Source organism: Paraeggerthella hongkongensis, from assembly GCF_003726035.1.
In the GTDB taxonomy this organism is placed as follows: Bacteria; Actinomycetota; Coriobacteriia; order Coriobacteriales; family Eggerthellaceae; genus Paraeggerthella; species Paraeggerthella hongkongensis.
On record NZ_QICD01000025.1, the window covers coordinates 16311 to 35941 of the forward strand.

The 19631-nt window shown below is 61.4% G+C and carries 16 protein-coding genes; 5 read left to right on the forward strand and 11 right to left on the reverse strand.

The genetic code is table 11. The annotated features are described in order from the left end of the window. Window positions 1-70: 70 nt before the first annotated feature. The 8 genes from kdpA to DMP08_RS10040 form a co-directional block, all read right to left on the reverse strand. Window positions 71-1846: a potassium-transporting ATPase subunit KdpA gene (kdpA, locus tag DMP08_RS10000; protein ID WP_123192748.1), complete on the reverse strand. Its 1776-nt coding sequence runs from the start codon at window positions 1844-1846 to the stop codon at window positions 71-73. Between the two features lie 600 nt (window positions 1847-2446). Continuing rightward, window positions 2447-4915, reverse strand: coding sequence for a tRNA (adenosine(37)-N6)-threonylcarbamoyltransferase complex transferase subunit TsaD (gene tsaD, locus DMP08_RS10005; RefSeq protein ID WP_123192749.1), 2469 nt, complete (start codon window positions 4913-4915; stop codon window positions 2447-2449). A gap of 4 nt (window positions 4916-4919) precedes the next feature. Then, window positions 4920-5426 carry a tRNA (adenosine(37)-N6)-threonylcarbamoyltransferase complex ATPase subunit type 1 TsaE gene (gene tsaE, locus DMP08_RS10010; protein ID WP_114567264.1) on the reverse strand — a complete coding sequence of 169 codons (507 nt, stop codon included), beginning with the start codon at window positions 5424-5426 and terminating at the stop codon, window positions 4920-4922. Between the two features lie 98 nt (window positions 5427-5524). Beyond that, window positions 5525-6319, reverse strand: coding sequence for a nitroreductase family protein (locus tag DMP08_RS10015; protein ID WP_123192750.1), 795 nt, complete (start codon window positions 6317-6319; stop codon window positions 5525-5527). Window positions 6320-6323: 4 nt separating this feature from the next. After that, entirely contained in the window at window positions 6324-7175 is an 852-nt protein-coding gene (locus DMP08_RS10020) for a bifunctional 5,10-methylenetetrahydrofolate dehydrogenase/5,10-methenyltetrahydrofolate cyclohydrolase (RefSeq protein WP_123192751.1), read from the reverse strand. Window positions 7176-7189: 14 nt separating this feature from the next. Next, window positions 7190-7801, reverse strand: coding sequence for a cyclodeaminase/cyclohydrolase family protein (locus tag DMP08_RS10025; RefSeq protein WP_123192752.1), 612 nt, complete (start codon window positions 7799-7801; stop codon window positions 7190-7192). A gap of 909 nt (window positions 7802-8710) precedes the next feature. Then, window positions 8711-10399 (reverse strand): formate--tetrahydrofolate ligase, encoded by a 1689-nt coding sequence (locus DMP08_RS10035; RefSeq protein WP_114567268.1) that lies wholly within the window; start codon window positions 10397-10399, stop codon window positions 8711-8713. A gap of 97 nt (window positions 10400-10496) precedes the next feature. Further along, window positions 10497-11306: a type III pantothenate kinase gene (locus DMP08_RS10040; protein ID WP_123192754.1), complete on the reverse strand. Its 810-nt coding sequence runs from the start codon at window positions 11304-11306 to the stop codon at window positions 10497-10499. A gap of 123 nt (window positions 11307-11429) precedes the next feature. Here DMP08_RS10040 and DMP08_RS10045 point away from each other — a divergent pair, with 123 nt between their 5' ends. Both DMP08_RS10045 and DMP08_RS10050 read left to right on the forward strand, forming a co-directional pair. Beyond that, entirely contained in the window at window positions 11430-12125 is a 696-nt protein-coding gene (locus DMP08_RS10045) for a response regulator transcription factor (protein ID WP_123192755.1), read from the forward strand. Window positions 12126-12235: 110 nt separating this feature from the next. Continuing rightward, window positions 12236-13171 (forward strand): sensor histidine kinase, encoded by a 936-nt coding sequence (locus DMP08_RS10050; RefSeq protein WP_123192765.1) that lies wholly within the window; start codon window positions 12236-12238, stop codon window positions 13169-13171. Window positions 13172-13185: 14 nt separating this feature from the next. Here the strand turns inward: DMP08_RS10050 and DMP08_RS10055 are convergent, their stop codons facing one another. Continuing rightward, a complete protein-coding gene (locus tag DMP08_RS10055) occupies window positions 13186-13677 on the reverse strand; it encodes an HsmA family protein (RefSeq protein ID WP_123192756.1) in 492 nt (163 codons plus the stop codon). A gap of 201 nt (window positions 13678-13878) precedes the next feature. Between DMP08_RS10055 and DMP08_RS10060 the strand changes: the two genes are divergently transcribed. The 3 genes from DMP08_RS10060 to DMP08_RS10075 all read left to right on the forward strand — a co-directional run bounded on the left by DMP08_RS10060 (window position 13879) and on the right by DMP08_RS10075 (window position 16977). Beyond that, a complete protein-coding gene (locus DMP08_RS10060) occupies window positions 13879-14442 on the forward strand; it encodes a TetR/AcrR family transcriptional regulator (protein WP_123192757.1) in 564 nt (187 codons plus the stop codon). A gap of 44 nt (window positions 14443-14486) precedes the next feature. Continuing rightward, the gene (locus DMP08_RS10065) at window positions 14487-15230 is read left to right on the forward strand and encodes a gamma-glutamyl-gamma-aminobutyrate hydrolase family protein (protein ID WP_123192758.1); all 744 of its coding nucleotides are present in this window, start codon (window positions 14487-14489) and stop codon (window positions 15228-15230) included. Window positions 15231-15867: 637 nt separating this feature from the next. Further along, window positions 15868-16977, forward strand: coding sequence for a 3-oxoacyl-ACP synthase III family protein (locus DMP08_RS10075; protein WP_123192760.1), 1110 nt, complete (start codon window positions 15868-15870; stop codon window positions 16975-16977). Between the two features lie 109 nt (window positions 16978-17086). Here DMP08_RS10075 and DMP08_RS10080 read toward each other — a convergent pair whose 3' ends face one another. Both DMP08_RS10080 and DMP08_RS10085 read right to left on the reverse strand, forming a co-directional pair. After that, on the reverse strand, window positions 17087-17686 hold the full coding sequence (locus tag DMP08_RS10080; RefSeq protein ID WP_123192761.1) for a biotin transporter BioY: 600 nt from the start codon (window positions 17684-17686) through the stop codon (window positions 17087-17089). A gap of 189 nt (window positions 17687-17875) precedes the next feature. Next, window positions 17876-19384, reverse strand: a complete 1509-nt coding sequence (locus tag DMP08_RS10085) for an MATE family efflux transporter (protein WP_123192762.1) — start codon at window positions 19382-19384, stop codon at window positions 17876-17878. Window positions 19385-19631 lie beyond the last annotated feature (247 nt).

The window sequence follows — 19631 nt, forward strand, 5'->3', positions numbered from 1 at the left end:
CAAAATTGGAACCGGATTGCATCGTTGCGTCCTTCGCAGAAACAGTCGTCATATTCTCTCGCCGCCTTTCCTAAAGCACCATCATCAGCTGCTCGGCGATCGGACCCAGCGCAAGCGCAGGGAACATCGTCAAAGCACCGATCAACAGCACCATGAGCACCAGCAGAAACACGAACAGCGCGTTGCTGGTGGACAGCGTGCCGGCGTTCGCGGCAACCTTCGGGCGAGTGGCCAGACTGCCGGCCAGCACGCACACCGCCACAATGGGGATGAAGCGGTTCGCCAGCATTTCAAGCCCCAACACCACGTTGATCAACGGCGTATTGGCGTTGAATCCGGCGAAGGCCGAACCGTTGTTGCCGCCGCACGACGTAGCCGCGTACAGCACCTCCGAGAAACCATGCGCCCCCGGATTGCCCAAGCTGCCGACCGTAGCCGGGTCGAGGCTCATGATGCCCGCGCCTATCAGAATAAGCAGCGGCGTGGTGATGCACAAAATAACAGCCATGCGCATTTCCTTGGGACCGATCTTCTTCCCCAGGTATTCAGGCGTGCGACCCACCATAAGCCCCGCGATGAACACCGTCAGAATCACGAAGCCCAACATGCCGTACAAGCCGCAGCCCACGCCGCCGAACACCACTTCGCCCAGCGCCATCAACACGATGGGGACCATGCCGCCAAGGGGAGTGAAGCTGTCGTGCATCGCGTTGACCGAGCCGTTCGACGCCGCCGTGGTGAACGCTGCCCACAAGGACGAATCCGTTACGCCGAAGCACGTCTCCTTGCCCTCCATGTTGCCGCCGGATTGTCCGTCAAGGCCCATGTACACCTGGCCGTCCGCCGCAAGCTGCGGCGTTCCCATCTGCTCGAAGCACGCTATGGCAACCAGCGCCCCTATCAGCAAGATGAACATCGCCGCGAATATCGCGCGCCCCTGACGACGATCCATGACGAACCTGCCGAAGCTAAAGACGCACGCTACCGGAATAAGCAGCAGCGACAAACACTGCACCAAGTTTGTAAGCGGCGTGGGGTTTTCGAGCGCGCTTGCCGAGTTCACGCCGTTATAGCCACCGCCATTGGTACCCAACTGCTTGATGGCAACCTGGCTGGCTTGCGGACCCATAGGCACCGTAGCCTGGTCGATGGTTTCAACGGCACTGGGGTCGTCGGCCTCGACGATATTGCCGTCGGCATCCACGCCCACCGGCTCAAGCAGCTGCACCGTTTCGTAGTCGTTGATGTTTTGGGGCGACCCCTGCCACACGTCGATCATGGTCACCACCAAAGCAAGCGGGATAAGGACGAACAGCGTGGCGCGCGTTGCGTCCACGAAGAAGTTGCCCAAGCCCACATGGCCTTCGCTTACCAGGCCGCGGAACAGCGCAAACATAATCGCCATGCCCACAGCAGGCGTCACGAAGTTCTGCACCGTCAGGCCGAACGCCTGCGAGAAGTAGCTGAGCGCGCTTTCGCCGCTGTACGCCTGCCAGTTGGTATTGGTGACGAAGCTGGCGGCGGTGTTAAACGCCAAGTCCCAGGTAAGGCCGGGCAGTCCCTCGGGGTTCAGCGGCAGCATGCCCTGCAGCATCAGAATAGCGAACAGGCCTACCAGAGAAATGGCCGAGAATGCCAACGCGCTAACCAAGTAGCGCTTCCATCCCATGTCCTCGGACTTGTCGATGCGAATGCAACGGTAGATAACGTTCTCCACCGGCACGAACACGCGCGAAAGAACCGTTCTCTCCCCCGCCATAACTCGGTTCATATACGAGCTCAAAGGTATGGCAAGAGCAACCAAAAGCGCCAGATAGACGCCGTACTCTAAAAGATTCTCCATCATCGCTCATCACCGCCTTTGAGAAGCTTGTAAAACAAGTAGAACGCAAGCAGCACGCTCAACCCGCCAACAAAGCCTGTTACGAATTCCATCATGTTCCTTCCTTTTTCTCTGTCTTCTACAGGCCCCGTACGAGCGTTGCCCCTTGCGGGAATGCCCCAACGCCCGTGCGGGGCCCTTAGCGTGACGGCCCGACGAAAGCCGGCTGTCCAGCCCCTGCTCGCTCGGGATCGACAATGCGCGCTGGGGCACCGCCACATATCTAGAATAGAAGGGCGCGCGCAAGCATGGCGTAAAGATGCCGACAAGGGTATTAAGATGGCGTTAAGAATGGGTGCGAACACGGCGAGCCGCCATTTGCCCGGAGCCGAAGCTCTGCCAAAACAGGCGAGTTTTGCGGCGATTTTTCGCCCTGAGGAACCGGGTTGCTCAGAAGCGTTTTCCATCATGCCTGATCACAAGCTTACGAGTTGATTTTATTCTGGTTTGAGGACCAGCAAAACTCTTCCGTTTTGACATATCCGCGGGGCATCGACGGCGGGGCGCCGCAAAGACGCGGTTCGAACGCGCGCATTGCCGCGCACGGAGCCCCGAGGCAAGCTCCTAGTACGGCTCGTCCAGGTTGGCATGGGCTTGCGCATCGGCATCCAAGCCGAAGAACCTGCCCTGCCGGTAGCGGTCGAGCGCCACCAGCGCGATCATGCCGGCGTTGTCGCCGCATGCGCTCAAAGGCGGCATGACCAGGCGCACGCGCAAGCGCTCGCACAGGTTTTCGTACGCGGCGCGCAGCACCGGATTCGCCGCCACGCCGCCGCCCAGACAGAACGTGCGCGCGCCCGTTTGCCGCAGCGCCATTTCGGCCTTCTTCACCTGCACGTCCACAACCGCCTGTTGGAAGCTGGCGCATACGTCGGGCACGTTGACGTCGCGACCCGCCGCGCGCTCGTTGTTGATGTACGTGACCACGGCGGTTTTAAGCCCCGAAAGCGAGAAGCGCAAATCCCCCGAATGCATCATGGCGCGCGGGAAGGCGATGGCGCGCGGGTCGCCCTTGGCCCCTTCGCGCGAGATCACGGGGCCGCCCGGATACCCCAGGCCAAGCGCTTTCGCCACCTTGTCGAACGCCTCCCCGACCGCGTCGTCGATAGTGGCGCCCAGCGTTTCGTAGTCGCCCCAATCCTTCATGTGCACGAGCAGCGTATTCCCGCCCGACACAAGCGACACCACAGCCGGCGGCGCGAAATCGGGCGCGCCGATCTTGTTCGCGTACAAATGGCCTTCCAGGTGATGCACGCCGATGAACGGCTTTTCGACAGCCCAGGCGGCGCCTTTCGCGAACGCGACGCCCACCACCAACGCGCCGACCAGGCCCGGCGCGTACGTTACGGAAACAGCATCGAGGTCGCCCCAGGTCAACTGCGAAACGCCCAGATGATCGGCGGCAACGTCGAAGCACTCGTCGCACACGCCGCAGATGGCCTCGATGTGCTTGCGACTGGCGATCTCGGGAACCACGCCGCCGAAGCGCGCATGGAAGTCAATCTGCGAAGCCACGACGTCGGACACCAGCGTGCCCGCGCCGTCTACGATGGCCGCCGCCGTCTCGTCGCACGACGACTCGATGGCCAAAATGAGCGGGCGCACGAAATCGGCAGCACCCTTGCGAGAGGATGCACCCGCGGGCGACGAGGCGCGCGCTTCGTCGATGTGCAGCGCCATGCCCGCAACGTCATGCTGGGCAAGCGGCAAAGGGCCTTCCAAAATGAGCGCGTCCTCGCCATCCGAATAGTACCGAGGACGCGTTCCCAGCGAGCGAAAGCCCAACGCCTCGTAGAACGCATGCGCGCCCTTGTTGCCCGCGCGAACCTCAAGCGAACACGTCGAAGCGCCCAGGTCGCGCGCATCGGATGCCACGCGCGCGAGCAGCTCGCGCGCGATGCCGCAGCGACGCCACGACGGGTCCACGCCCACCTTGAGGATCTGAACCTGCCCATCGACCACCCATCCACCGGCATAGCCGATCAAATGATCCCGGCTGTACGCAGCCCACCAGGTACGATCACCGCGAGGCAGCTCGTCTGCAACCAGCACGGCGCTCCAAGCGTCCGACCCCATGACCGTCGATTCCAAAGCCGCAACATCGGCTGCATGGGCGGCGTCAAGCGGCTTGTACGTGATGCCGCTCGCGTCGGGACGCGCGTTCAGGATTGCCGTATCGTGCATGCTGGCGCGCTGATCGCGGCGAATCGCCACGTCCTGCACGCCGGCCGTCAAATTGCGCGGGTCGTTCTTGGACAGGCGAATGCGCTCGTTTTCCTCAGCGTCGGACAAACGCGTGTACACCGGCAACGCGAACGCGGGATCGTGCGCAACCGCATCGAACGGATCCGCATCGCCCGCACGCCACGCCGCCTGCAACGCCAGCAAAAGACCGCGCCCCGTAGGCGTCCAGAGCGACTCCCCCAGCGCCGATCCGCACGAAGCGAACAGGTCCGCATACTTGCGCAGCGCATCGCCGGCAACCAGAAGTCCCGGCAGATCGGCTGCCGACAGTTCATCGGCAGCAGCTTCGACTTTCACCACGCGGTCGGCTTCCAAACGCTCAATGCCCTGGTCATCCAAAGCGTAGCGCACCGGATACACCTCTTTGCGCATGGCGTCGGCCACCACCGCCAGGCTTCCGCGCACGCCGTCGGCCTGCGCGTTCCACGCCACCGCGTCAAGCGACGACACGCCGATCAGGGGAACCTCAAGCGCCGAAGCGACGCCTTTCGCCGTTGCCATGGCAATGCGAACGCCCGTAAACGACCCCGGCCCGCGCCCAACGACCATGCAGGAGATCTGTTTGCGCGCAACGCCGGATTCGGTCAAGGCCGCGTCGATGCGCGGCAGCAGCTGGGTGTTCGATGCGCGGCGGGCCTCCGCTTCCACCGACGCAACCAATTCGACGGTACGGCTTTCGGGATGCAGTGCGCCCAGCCCGATGGCGATCACTTCATTAGCCGTGTCGAATGCAAGCACGTACGTTGCACGCGCGGACGCGCCCTGCGGACGCGGAGCAGTTTCACCCACCAGATTACCTCGCAGACTTCATAAGGCGCGACTTGGAGTCCTTCGCCCAAAGAAACAAAAGCTGGCGCGACCGATCGCCGTACGCGTGCGCCTCTACTGAGCGGTTCCCTTCGGAATCCACCGAAATGCACACTTCCAGATACCCGTATGGAAGCGACTCGGGGAATTTCTCGCCCCATTCGATGAACGACGCGCCGTCAGCGTCTATGGTTTCGTAATAACCGGTGTCCTCCAGTTGGTCGGCGGAGTCCAGCCGGTACAGATCGAAATGATAAAGCGGCAGCGTACCGCCGGGATACGTGAGCAAAATGTTGAAAGTCGGGCTGGTCACCTGGTCGCGAACGCCCAGGCCAGCCGCCACGCCCTGCACGAACTGCGTCTTGCCCGCGCCTAGATCGCCCGTCAGCACAATGACGTCGCCGGCGTGCAGGTACGGCGCCAGCGTGACCGCAAGCTGCTTCGTCGCCTCGGACGACGTGGTCTTGCGCGTGTATGTTAACCCGTTAGCCATACCCCGTATGATACGACAAGCCGGCACATCGCGGGGGCCGTTTTGGAATATCCTCACGCAAGACGCGCGCGCCCGGCCCGGGCGCGCAGGCAACGCCCTTACTTCACCACGAAATCGCCGGGCAGGCGCGGGGCGGTGCGACGGTACGTCACCGCCGGATAGCCAAGCAGCATGCACGTCTGCAGCGGACGATCCTGCGCGCCCAGCCACGACTTGACGACGGGAAGGCCCTCGGCCGCATAGCAGAGGAAGCCGTTGAAAAGCATGCCCATGCCCAACGATGCAGCCATAAGCTCCATGTTCTGCGAAGCAAGACCGGCGTCGTCGGCGCGATCAGCCGCCACGAACACCACCGCAGGAGCATCGCGGAACAAGAAATCGCGCGGAGGGTTCGCGTCGAGTCCCGCCAGAAACGATGTGCATATCGCAGCCCACCGGGGCCGATCCGCCTTGGGCAGCGCCAGCAAATCCCTGATGCCGTCCCACACCAAGCGCTTGAGCTCGTCCAATTCGTCTTGGACCACCACGAACCGGCATCCTTGCGCGTTCTTGGCTGTGGCGGTGTAGCGTCCGGCTTGCAAGATCAGGTCGATCTTCTCACGCTCCACCGAACGAGGCCGATACCTCCGGATGCTGCGGCGCGACTTGATGGCGCGCAGCAGGTCGTGCGCGTCGATGAAACCGGAAAGCGAGGCGGCCGCCTCCACGTCGTCCATGTCGTAACCGGGAATGGATATGGCACCGGTCGGGCACACGGCCACGCAATGCCCGCACAGGATGCACCGGCCCAAAACCTGGGCAACCCCATCCTGAATCCGCAGGTCATCCGCCACGCAGTCGTCCGCGCATTTACTGCACCCAATGCAGCGCGCTTCGTCAACCTCAACCAGCATCGCGCTACCTCAGCAATGCTTCCGCAGCGGCCACGGTATGAGCCATCGTCACCGAGGTGGTCACGGTTCCAATGCCGCCCGGCACCGGCGTGATGGCGCCCACGATAGGCTCCACCTCGTCGAAGTTCACGTCGCCGCACAGCTTGCCGTGCGTATCGAAGTTGATGCCCACGTCGAGCACCGTCTGGCCAGGGCTGAAGAACTCGGCTCCGTACGCCCGCGCGCGACCCGTCGCGCAGATAACGATGTCGGCCTCGCGGCAGATGGCCGGCAGGTTCTCGGTCCGGGAATGGCAGATGGTCACGCTGGCGTTGCGCCGCAGCAGCATCATGGACACCGGCTTGCCCACCACCAGGCTGCGGCCGACCACCACCACGTGCTTGCCCACCAGGGGCACGTCGTAATGATCGAGCATTTCAACGCAGGCCGCAGCCGTGCACGGCGGAAACCCGTCGCTCGCATCGGTGAACACGGAGGCCAGCGAAGCGAGCGAGATGCCGTCGACGTCCTTCGCCGGAGCAAGCGTGTTGCACATGGCCTTCTCGTCGATGAAGCTCGGCAAGGGGCGAAACATGAGACACCCGTGCACGGTCTTATCGTAATTGATGGACTGGAGCGTTGCCTGCAAGGCAGCCTGCGGAGCGAACTCGTCCAACACGTACGGCTTGACCGCAATGCCCAGGCTTTCCGCCCGTTTGACGGCCGTGCGCTCATAGGACAAGTCGTCGGGACGCGCGCCCACGCGAACGAGCGCAAGCGTGGGAACGACTCCCTCCTGCCGCAGAACCTCGATGCGAGCGCCCATGTCCTGCGCCATGCGGTCGACGACGGGCTTTCCTCGCAGTTGGATAGCCATAGGTCACACTCCTTTTACGAAACGGCTTGCTTGACGTGCGCGAACAGGCCATCGCACTGAGCGCGCACGGCATTGGCAACGGCGTTGGCCTGGTCGCAATAGCGCGCGGCTCGATCGCGATCGTCCATCGAAGCTGCGTTGATGAATATGTTGAGACTGGCCCCGTCTACGGCGGCACGCGCGAAAGCCACGGCAACTCCGGCGTCCGAAAGGGCCATCTTGCTGCCGTTGTACGCCAAAAAGTCGGTAAGCTCGACCACTTCCGCTACGCGCTGCATGATCTCCAGCGGAACATCGCACGCCGCGATCAATGCAACCTGCAGCGCATCATGCTTCGCAGCCTGCTCCTCGGGCGTCGCTTTGGGCATGCGGTACGCAGCAGCCAGCGGCTCGAACGCACGGGCGTCTTCGTCCACCAATTCGAGCAATCGCTCGCGCACGGCGGCCAGCTTCTCCAGCGTCACGTACACGTCGGCCTCTACGTCGGCGTACGTCTTTTTGCCCACGGTCAGATTCCCCACCATGGAAGCCAGCGCGGAAGAAAGCGCGCCCACGTACGCGGAAGCCCCGCCGCCGCCCGGCGTTGGAGCGGAGCTAGCCAGCTCTTCGATAAAGGTCGTATCCATGAAGGCCTCCTTGCAAGCGAGTCCAAGAGCGGCAATCCCCTTGAATCGGGCGCGACGGAAGCCGCGTCGCCCAATCTGAGAAGTCCGCACGTCTTCTTGTGAACGGTCATACCCGAAACGGTCATTGTGCCAGAAAGCCAGCGGCCAGGCAGCGTCCCGCATGCAAAAACAGACCAGTCTGGCAGGAATTCCACGGCAGAGGGGCACGCCCCATCGCGCACCGCGGCATCGGAGCAATCCCGAGCCGGCGCCCTTGCGTACCGAAGCCGCTCTCCCGTAGCGCAAACGCAACGGCTCCCGCCGCGCTACCGCCAAACCAAAACCGGTGCGCGGCCAAACCGTCGCCTCGAATCTGCCAGGGATCCGACGCCACGACGACCCGCTCTGCGATCCCGCACGAACCCTGCTCGGTCAAAATCATTCCAAAACCCTCGTTCGTGCTGAAAATTTACGTTTGCGAATGATCTTTTCCGCGAATAAACAGAGGCGCATCTTCGTGACCAGGTATTATATATACTTACTTTATAACTTATATTAAAGTAGGCCCGAAAAATCGTTCGCAAACGTAAATTTTCAGCACGAACGAGGGTTTCCGCGCGATTTCGCATCGGCGGCAAACCAAGACCAGTGCGCCGTCGAGCCTCGATCAGCATGACCCCGTTCGAGAGCGAAGCCCGCAGCACGCAAGCCGCCGGAGCCCTGTCGCCCAGGTTGGCGCAGTAAGTCAGCGAGGGCTTCCACGGCGCCCCGGATCGGCCCGTTTCGCGGCCGAGCGTGCTTCGCACGTGAGGGCAAGCGAAAAAGGGGCGAGGTGAGGCGCCGTGGAAGCCCGCAGCGCCGGCCCGTCCGCCGTTCGAGAACGGCGGACGGGTTAGGCGCACTCCGCCGTTCTCCGAACGGCGGAACAGACTAGAACAGTCCGGAAATCTTGCCGGTTTCGTCCACGTCGATCTTGAACGCAGCCGGGCTTTTGCCCAGGCCGGGCATGGTCATGATGGACCCCGTCAGGGCCACCACGAATCCGGCGCCCGCAGACACCTTCGCCTGGCGAACCGTCACCGTGAAGTCGCGCGGAGCGCCCAGCTTGGTCTGGTCGTCGCTGAACGAGTACTGGGTCTTGGCCATGCACACGGGCATGTTTCCGAACCCGAGCGCCTCAAGCTGCGCCAGCTCTTTCTTCGCAGCCGGCTCGAACGTCACGCCGTCGGCGTGGTAGATGCGCTTCGCGATGGCCTCGATCTTCTGAGCCAGCGTCAAATCGTCGTCGTAGGAGAACTCGAACGTCTCGGCGCTGCGGCCCTCGGCGTCGCCCTCTTCGCACAGGCGCACCACCTCGTCGGCCAGCGCCTGACCGCCCTTGCCGCCCTTGGCCCACACCTCGGACAGCGCCACGTTCACGCCCAGCTCGCGGCACTTGGCCTCCACCAGGTCCAACTCGGCCTTAGTGTCGGTCGGGAACGCGTTGATGGCAACCACGCACGGCAGGTTGTACACCTTCGTGATGTTCTCCACGTGCTGCAGCAGGTTGGGCAGGCCGGCCTCCAGGGCCTCCAGGTTCTCCTCGTTGAGGTCAGCTTTCGCCACGCCGCCGTGATTCTTGAGCGCGCGCACCGTGGCAACCACCACCACAGCGTCGGGCTTGAGGCCCGCAAGGCGGCACTTGATGTCCAGGAACTTCTCCGCGCCCAGGTCGGCACCGAAACCGGCCTCGGTCACGCAGTAATCGCCCAGCGCCATGGCCATGCGCGTGGCCATGATGGAGTTGCAGCCGTGCGCGATGTTGGCGAAGGGACCGCCGTGCACGAACGCCGGCGTACCCTCGAGCGTCTGCACCAGGTTCGGCTTCAGGGCATCCTTCAGCAAAGCAGTCATGGCGCCTTCGGCATGCAGATCGTGCGCCGTGACAGGCTTGTCGTCGTAGGTGTAGCCCACCACGATGCGACCCAGGCGCTCCTTGAGATCGGTAATGGAAGTGGCCAGGCAGAAGATGGCCATGACCTCGGAGGCAACCGTGATGTCGAAGCCATCCTCGCGCGGCACGCCGTGCGCCTTGCCGCCCAAACCGTCCACGATGTTGCGCAGCTGGCGGTCGTTCATGTCCACCACGCGCTTCCACGTGATCTTGCGCACGTCGATGCCCAGCTCGTTGCCGTTGTGGATGTGCGCGTCCAGCAGGGCCGCCAGCAGGTTGTTGGCCGCGCCGATGGCGTGAAAATCGCCCGTGAAGTGCAGGTTGATGTCCTCCATGGGAATGACCTGGGCGTATCCGCCGCCCGCCGCGCCGCCCTTGATGCCGAACACGGGGCCGAGCGAAGGCTCGCGCAAAGCCACGACCACGTTCTTGTCCTGAAGGGCCAACGCGTCGGCCAAACCCACCGTCGTGGTGGTCTTGCCTTCGCCGGCCGGCGTGGGATTGATGGCCGTGACCAGGATGAGCTTGCCCGGAGCGTGCTCCACGTCCGCGAGCAAGTTGTAGTCGACTTTCGCCTTGTTGGTGCCGTACATCTCCAGGTACGACTCCGGCACGCCCGCCTTCTTGGCGATAGCGCTGATGTGCTCGGGGGTGGTCGCTTGGGCAATTTCAATGTCACTCAACACGTCGGGCCCTCACTTTCTTGGATTGGTCTGGACTTTTCGGAATTATGAAGTATAGCGCGCGCACCGGCGCAAAACGGCGGGCATGCGGCCGAAGGTCTTAGGATGCGGCGATGCGGTCGCACAATCCGCACTCCGCCTGGTCCGCCGACGCCTCGTACACCAAACGCAATCCTTCCAACGTCAGATCGGGATTGGTCGTCGTAATGGTCTGCGATTGAGCGGCCACGCGAGAAGCAAGCCCGCCCGTAGCAACCACGGTGGTCTGGTAGCCCAGCTGATCGAAGATACGGCGCACCAGCCCGTCCACGCGATCAGCCTCGCCGTATACGATGCCCGCCTGAATGGCCTGCTCGGTGTTGTGCCCGATGGCGGTGTGGGGATCGACCAGGTCGATGGCGCCCAGCTTGGTCGCGTGATCGAACAGCGCCGACGACGACGTTTCGATGCCCGGAGCGATCACGCCGCCCACAAACCGACCCTGATCGTCCACTACCTCCATGTTGGTGGCCGTGCCGAAATCGACCACGATCACCGGCGCGCCGTACAGCGCCTTCGCCGCCACTGCGTCGGCCACGCGGTCCGCACCGATCTCGTGCGGGTTGGGATAATCGGCCTCGAACAAATTCCCTGCGGTTTCGGCCGAGCACACCAGCGCATGCTTGCCGATCATGCGCTTCGTCGCGTCGCACCACGCCGCCGTCAGCTGAGGAACCACCGAGGCAAGCGCCACGCCGTCCAGGTCGTCGAACGCAATCCCCTCGGAGCTCAGCAAAGGCACCAGCTTGACGCGGAGCTCGTCCGACGTATGGCGTTTGTTGGTGGCCACGCGCCACCGAAACCGAAGAGCCCCTTCCTGGTAGATGCCGAATACCGTTTGCGTGTTCCCCACGTCGATAGCAAGTAACATGTTTCTGACAGTCTCCTTATACGGCGCCCGAAATGTTTATAGTTGCTCTCGTCATTATAGCAACCCGCTTACGCTCATCTGTCAGGCAGCGGCCACGGGACCTATCTGATAGAAAGGCACCACATGAACGACACCCCGCATCGCATCCTCGTTGTAGACGACGAGCCGTCGATAACCGAATTCGTCAGCTACGCTCTGAAAAAAGAGGGCTTCTACACCGACGTCGTGGACAACGGCGAAGACGCCCTGGCGCTGGCCACGAAAAACTCTTACGACCTGTTCGTTCTTGACATCATGCTCCCGGGCATGGACGGCTACGAGCTGTGCCGTCGCCTGCGCTCGAAGACCACCGTCCCCGTCCTGTTCCTTTCGGCGCGCGACACCGAGCTGGACAAAGTGGTCGGCCTGGAAATTGGCGGGGACGACTATCTGGCCAAGCCCTTCGGCGTGCGCGAGCTGATCGCACGTGTGCGCGCGCTGCTGCGCCGCGGATCGGGCGGAGATTTCCCCGGAGCCAACCATGCGGTCACCGCAAGCGGTATTACCCTGGATGAAGACGCCCACACGGCATCGGGCCAGCATGGCGAAATCGAGCTTACGCCGCGCGAATTCGAGCTACTGGCCAGCCTGATGAAGAACGCCGGAAAAGTGGTTTCGCGCGAAGATCTGCTCCGCGACGCCTGGGGTTGGGAATACTTGACCGAAACCAAGACCGTGGACACGCACATCAAGCGTCTGCGTGATAAGATTGAGTCCGCCGGTTACGATCCCGGCCTGGTAGAAACGGTACGCGGATACGGATACAGGTTCAAGCAATAAAAAGGCTACAGACATATTTTTCATTGCTGGCAACCTTGCTTTCGCTGCTTGCCAGCGCAGTTGTTCTCCTGGTTTGCCTTCTCGCCTTCGGCACTCCGCCGAGGGCGTTTTTGCTGCTGATTCCCGTCCTGCTGGTTACGTTTCCCTTAAGCCTGGTCATCGGTCATTTTCTGTCAGAGCCGCTACGCATGCTGGCCAAGAAAACCGCCGCGTACCGATCCGGCATGGACGTGTCCATCGAGGCGGATGGCAGAATGCTGGAGGCCGACCATTTGGCAAACGATTTCCGTGCGCTTGTCCAAACGGCAAAGACGCAGCAGCACGATCTGGCGTTGAAAGAGCGTCGCCAAGCTGCCTTCATCAGCGACGTTGCCCACGAGCTGCGAACCCCTTTGACCGCCATCCGCGGCAACGCCGAAATGCTGGAAGATCCCGACCTTCCTTCGGAGCTGCACGATAAGTTCTGCTCCATCATCATCAACGAGAGCGAGCGCCTTAGCCGCCTAACGCACGACCTGCTCACCCTCCAGCGCATAGAAGACGACAGCATGCCCTTTGAGCTTTCGCGCGTGAACCTTCGGGAGCTTGCCTCGGGCGTGGTCGATGCGCTGGAGCCCATCCTACGGGATCGGCAGGCGCACACCGAGATCATAGGAGAAGCGCCCGACGTGCTGGGAAATCCCGACAGGCTCAAGCAGGCTGTCACGAACCTGGTGGAGAACGCAAGCCGGTTCATCGAACCGGGCGGCCACATCACCATCGAACTGTTCGGGTTGAGGGGCAACTCCATCATCGCCGTGAGAGATGACGGCACCGGCTTCGGCGACGTAGATCCAAAACTTTTGTTCGACCGTTTCTACCGCACCGACGCTTCGCGAAGTCGCGGAACGGGCGGCACGGGGTTGGGCCTGGCTATCGTGAAGTCCGTGGCCGAAGCGCACGACGGCACCGTCGAGGCCATTAACTTGCCCGACGGCGGCGCCTGCTTCATCATTGCCCTGCCATCCATCCCGGCCGACATCCGCACTGATCAACCGGGACGGTAAGTTGCGCGAAAACGTTAGCGTACCGGATGATGGGTATGGCGGCGCGTCGAACGGAAAAGCGCGAACGCAAGAACGGCAACGATCACGACGCTCGTTCCGATAGCGCACACTGCTTGCAAGTGAATGGCGGGGATGCCCACCAGCATGCCAATGATGTACGGAACCAACCAAGCAAGCCATACCACCGTGCTGAACGTATGGAATCGCAGCATCGAACGCTCGTTTTGACGGACGTACGTGACGGTTGCCCAAGTGGCGTGAATCAACATGAGCGCGATAGCCAGCATGCCGGTAATCGCATGCACGCCAAAGCCCGACGCGCCCGATTGCTGCGCGATGTTGCTCATGAGCATGGTTCCCGTCGTGTCGCAAGTCAGGCCCGCCCAGAACAGAACCACATGACGAAACGACAGAGTCCCCGATCGACGCTCACCGAACACGCCGATGGTGTACAGGATCAGCGCAAACGTAATGGCGGTGCTCGCCGCAATCAAATCCCAGCTCATTGTATGCTCCTTTCGTTATCGGGCTGTCGCCCGTCTATATATGAACCTTGTTCATTAATGAACAAGGTTCATATTAAAAAGAGGCTCTGCTTATGGCAAGCAGTCTGGAAGATCGCCACGGTTTCTTCACGCCCTCATTCGCATCCTTCCTCTACAATGAGGATCGTCGCGCACCGACTACCCTTCGTACGGGAGGCTTCCATGGGTAATAAGCCCGTCATCACCAAGCAGCAGGTACTGGATGCAGCATTCGAGCTGGCCAGCACGAAAGGCCTTTCGGGATTGAGCATCCGGGAGGTCGCACGATCCTGCGACGTTGCCGTTGGCACGGTTTATAACTCCTATCCCACAAAGTCCGACCTGGTCAACGATGTGGTGGGAAAATTCTGGAACGAATCGCTTTCTTGTTTCATGCCGTTGGCTACTGGAAACGGCGACTTCGTGGATCTCTGCCGAGACCTTGCCGCCAAGCTTTCGGTTGCCCTCGAGAAGTTTCGCAACGACTGGCTGGCAGAGGTATCCACGCTCAACACGCACGATCTTGCCGCCGCGCACCTGCGCGAGGAAGCGTGCTTTGCGCACATCCGAAAAGGCCTGATCTACGCAGTCGAGCGCGATCCCCGCATCGTCAAAGAGCGACTCGAAGGCCCCCTTGCGCCTGAACCCCTGTGCGTTTTCGTATGGGCTAGCATGCTCACCTCCGTCAAGCGGGGGGATTTTTCCTGCGAAACGCTGTTCGAACTGCTCAGACGAACACTGTATTAAGAACGCAAAGAGGGTGCGGCCCGCGCCGGAAGGGGAACGAGCGCATGATCATCGGCATAACGACCACCTTCGTGGTGGAAGAGCAAAAAGACGAGCGCGTTCCCGTCGAACGCGTTACGGCAGAGTACGTGCGACGCGTTGCCGCCACGGGAGCTGTTCCTGTTCTGCTGCCGCCGATAGACGGCACGGACGAAGACAACGAACGCGTCGCACGTGAGCTTATCGAGCGCATCGACGGACTGGTGCTTGCCGGCGGAGGCGACATCGCGCCAGCTCGCTACGGCGACCGCGAGCAGCTTCCCGAAACAACCTACGTGTTCGACACGCGCGACGCGCTGGAGCTGGAGCTTGCCCGACTCGCGCACGAACTCGACATTCCCACGCTGGGCATCTGCCGCGGCATGCAAGTTATGAACGTAGCCCTCGGCGGCACGCTGCACCAGGACGTGCACGCCTGCGGACTTACTGCGGCAAGGCACCAGCAAAGTCCGCCTTACAATGCGACGCAGCAAAACGTTCGCCTTGTTGTCGACAGCGCGCTGGAACGCGCGCTTCGGGCAGATCCGCAGATCGAAGGCCCGCAACGCACGATTACCGTGAATTCGATGCACCACCAGGCGGTATCCGAAGTCGCACCGTCGCTGCGCGTGTCAGCCGTCAGCGACGACGGGCTGATCGAAGGCCTGGAAGATCCCACGCGCACGTTTTTCCTGGGCGTTCAGTGGCACCCCGAGTACTTAGACGACAACGCTCCCCTGTTCCTAGCGCTCGCGGACGCCGCGCGCTAGGACGCGTCAGCGCGCGGAACGAGGCGCGAGCCTGCCGAGCCGTGCGGAGCGGGGAGTGCAGAATGCGAAAGGCTCGGGCATCGGGGCCGTGCGACATGCGGAGCGCGAACATGCTGGAGCCGCACGTTGCAATCGCCACGGCGTACAGCATGCAGCATGCGACGTACGGCGATGCCCCCAGGCCGCATCGAGCCAACTCGGCAACGAAGCCTGATCGCGTCCTGTCAAAACGATCGAGTTTTGCGGCGGTTTTCCGCCCCTGAGGGAGCAGCTTCTGGGACGCATTTTGTATCGCCCCAGGTCATGTAGATGCCATAAGCCTTTATCCTAGCTCGAAGACCAGCAAAACTCGCTCGTTTTGACAGGACGCGCGAAGCCGAAGCAGAACCGCGCGCAGGGAGCCCGCACGGAGCGCAGCCGAAAACGCATCTTCCCTCGAGCCGCATGCCGCCGACCACCAAGATGCACCTCAAAGCGCCCCTTGTCCGAGCTCCATTGTGAAGGTAGCCTGATGTTTCCGTAAAGCAAGCCGCATCGCCCGATGCAAACTTGGCGCCAATGCTATACTACTTTTAGTTTGATTATCAAAGTATTTGCTCGCCAGGCCCGGCTGCCTGGCGGCCGGGAACGGAGCACTATGGGCTGCACGATCATCGGATGCGGGAAAGCGCTTCCCGCGCTAGACGTCGACAACAACGCACTGGCAACGCTGGTGGATACAAGCGACGAATGGATCGCATCGCGCACCGGCATCGAAAGCCGACGCATCGCCGCTGGCGAAACAAGCACCGACCTGAGCGAAAGCGCCGCACGTCAAGCGCTCGGCTGGAGCGAAGGCGGATACGCGGAGCGCGTCGTGAACGCCAGCGAGATCGACCTTGTCATCTTCGCCACCATCTCGCCCGACGTGATGGTCCCCTCGTGCGCGGGGCTGCTGCGCAAACGCCTAGGCCTCTCGAACGCCGCGGCATTCGACTTGAACGCCGCATGCTCAGGATTCGCGTACGGCCTCTCGGTCGCAGAATCGATGATGGCGGCATGCGCGCCCGACGTCGCAGGCGCAAAGGGGCGCAACCCTATTCGCCGGGCGCTCATCGTTGGGTCGGAGCGCTTGTCGCGCATCACCAACTGGGACGACCGCAACACGTGCGTGCTGTTCGGCGACGGAGCCGGAGCGGTCGTGGCGGAATGGGATCAGGATCGCGCGGGCATCTTGAGCAGCTTCATTGCAAACGAGGACGATCCCTCCAATGCGCTCACGTGCCCTGCTGCCTACGATTCCCCAATTCCTTTCGATGCGGACGGCGTGAGCGTCAATGCAAGATCGAACGACCGATCGTTGACGTCCATTGATGAAGAGCTGGGCATATCGCAGCTGATTGCAGCCGGTGAACCACGTCAAGTGCTGCGAATGGACGGACCGAAGGTGTTCAAGTTCGCGGCAGACGCCATGGCCGTCGCTGTGTTCTCCGCTCTGGAGCGCGCAGGCCTGACGCTTGATGATGTGGCGCTTGTCGTCCCTCATCAAGCTAACGAGCGCATTATCAAATATGCTGCGAAGAAAATGGGGCGTCCGCTTGACTTCTTCCAGGTCTCCATCGCCCATCGCGGCAATTCATCGGCCGCATGCGTTCCGATGACCTTGGCGGACGCCTACGAGAACGGACGCATCAAACCGGGCGACATCGTAGTGCTTGTCGCTTTCGGCGGCGGCTTCACTTCGGGCGCCGTCGTCTACCAAGCGTAGGAAATTGCGCTTCTAGCGTGGGGCACATGGAACGGGGGCGAGGTCAACGACCTCGCCCCCGTTCCATGTGCGGACCCGTAATGCGGGTCCGCACGCTCTGCTGCCGCGTCTATCGCTGCGGCACGGCGGTGCGTACGGCACGTGCGCAGATGGCAGCCGCCACCATCTTCAGCACGTCGACCACCACGAACGGAGCAATCGTGGTCATGAACGCAGCCATGGGATCGGTCCCGGTCACCGCCATGAACTGCGCCCAGCCGCACACGTACACCACGCACAGAAACACCAGGCAAACGGCAACGTCCAGCACCAGCCCCTTCACCACGGAAACTTTCCCGTCGCCCTCGAAGCGCCCGCGCAGCGCATGCAGCACCAGAAGCACTACCGCCGCGCCCACCAGGCATCCCCACAAGTAACCGCCCGTGGGGCCTGCCAGAACGCCGATGCCGCCACGCATGCTGGAAAACACCGGCAGCCCGATAGCGCCCAACACCAGATAGCCGGCAATCGCAGCAAGACACTGCTTGGGCGTGAGCACCAGAATGGCAAATGCGAACGCGAACATCTGCAACGTGAACGGAACCGGACCCAGCGGAACGGTCACCCAAGCGGAAACGGCCATGATGGCAATCGAAAGGCCAACGAACGCTATCGAACGCGTGCGGGACGCCGCGCCCTTCTTCTGCACCTTGCTGCGTGCTTCTTCCATGCGAAGACTCTCTTTCATCTCAGCTCGATATTGCAAGGCGTCTATGCTAGCGCACGTTTCCCTAATTGTGAATCAAGAAGTCATCGCAAGGGTGACAATCGCCGATTCGCGCAAAGCAAGCCGAAGCAAGCGCACAGCCGCAAACGTGAACGCGCGGTATCGTTCAAACAGTCCGATACCGCGCTTCTTTTAGAACTTGGCTTTGATCTCGCCTGCCTCAAGCTTCTTGAGTCGACCCATTTCCACAACAATGAACACAACCGTAACGAAGATAGCCAGGAAGTCTGAAATCGGCGTGGCGAAGTACAGCGCATCCAGGCTGGTAAACTGCGGGAACCAACCCGGCAAAACCATCGGCAGGCAAACAAGCAGCGGAACCAGGAACAGAATCTGGCGCGTCAGCGACAAGAAGATGGACTTCGCAGGCTGACCCGTAGCTTGGAAGTAGTTCGATCCCACAATCTGGAACCCAATGAACGGGAGCATGATCAGCTGCACCTTCAGCGCGAACACCGTGAAGTCTTGCAAGTTCGGATCCACGATGCCAAAGAAGCCCACGATCTCTTCCGGGAAGATATGCACGAGGGCCCACAGCACCAAACCTATGCCCGTAGCGCCGAAAATACCATACCAGAGCGTCTTTTTCACGCGCTCGAACAGATGGGCGCCGTAGTTGAAGCCCAGCAAAGGCTGTATCGCGATAGCAACGCCGATCAACGGCAGAACGGCGAACATAGCCACGCGTTGCACCACGCCGATAGATGCAAGAGCGCCTTCCGCACCCAAAACGCTCATGGAGCCGTACATATTCAGCAGGTTGTTGAGCACGAAGTTGACCACGGCCATGCCCGCTTGAACCGCGAAGCTTGCCAGACCCAACGACACGATAAGACTCACCGTTCGACCATGAAGGGACATGCTGCGCAAGCGCAGTTTCATGGGAACGTTTTTGGTGAAAATGAAGTACCAGAGCACGCACGCGCACGAGATTGCCTGGCCGAACACCGTGGCAAGCGCGCTGCCCTGCACGCCCCAACCAAACACCATCACGAACAAGTAATTGAACACCGTGCAGGCCACCGCGCCGATGATCATGGTAGACAGCGCACGATTAGGGGCGCCAGCAGTACGGATAAAGTTGTTCACGCCCATGCCGATGCACTGGAAAATGAATCCCAGAGAGATAATCTGAATGAACGAGCGCGCATATTCCCAATCTTCCGGCGTTGCGCCGGATACCTTCAACAACCCGTCTATGCAAAGGGGAATATGCACGATCACGGCCACGATGATGCACATGACGATAGAAAGCGAAACGGTGTTGCCCAAGCTTCGCTCGGCTTCGTCGCGCTTGCCTTCGCCCATGCGCAGCGCGGCCAGCGCATTGCCGCCGTTGCCCACCAGCATGGCAATAGCCATGAACACCGTCATAATAGGCATGGCAACCGTTGCCGTAGCCAGGCCGATCTCGCCCATGGCCTGTCCAAGGAAAATAGAGTCAATCAGGTTGTATGCGCCGTTTACCAGCATGCCCAGGATAGAGGGGATGGCAAATTCCACGATCAGGCGAGGAATGGACGCCGTGCCCATGCGCGTGACTTTATCTTCTTTCGGATGCTTTCGCTCGGGCGATCCAGAACCTTGCGGAGGTGCCGTCTGAAGAGACTCGGACGACGTCGTTTCACTCGTTGCTACCATGCCTTCGATGCTGCCTTTCGCTCATTTCGTACAAAGAGAACGCTCTATTGTACTCCCTTTCGAGCGCATTCCGAGGAGCCGTATGCATACTCCACGAAGGCTCAGAGATCGAACGCGGAAGAGTTGATTTGCAGGCTGAACCGAACACTTTGCTTTTTCTCTTGAACTTAGCCGTACGCGTGCAGCTAAGTTTGAGAATCCTTGCCTAAGGGTGGGCCGAAGGGGCCTGCCGAAAAGGAAAGGACAA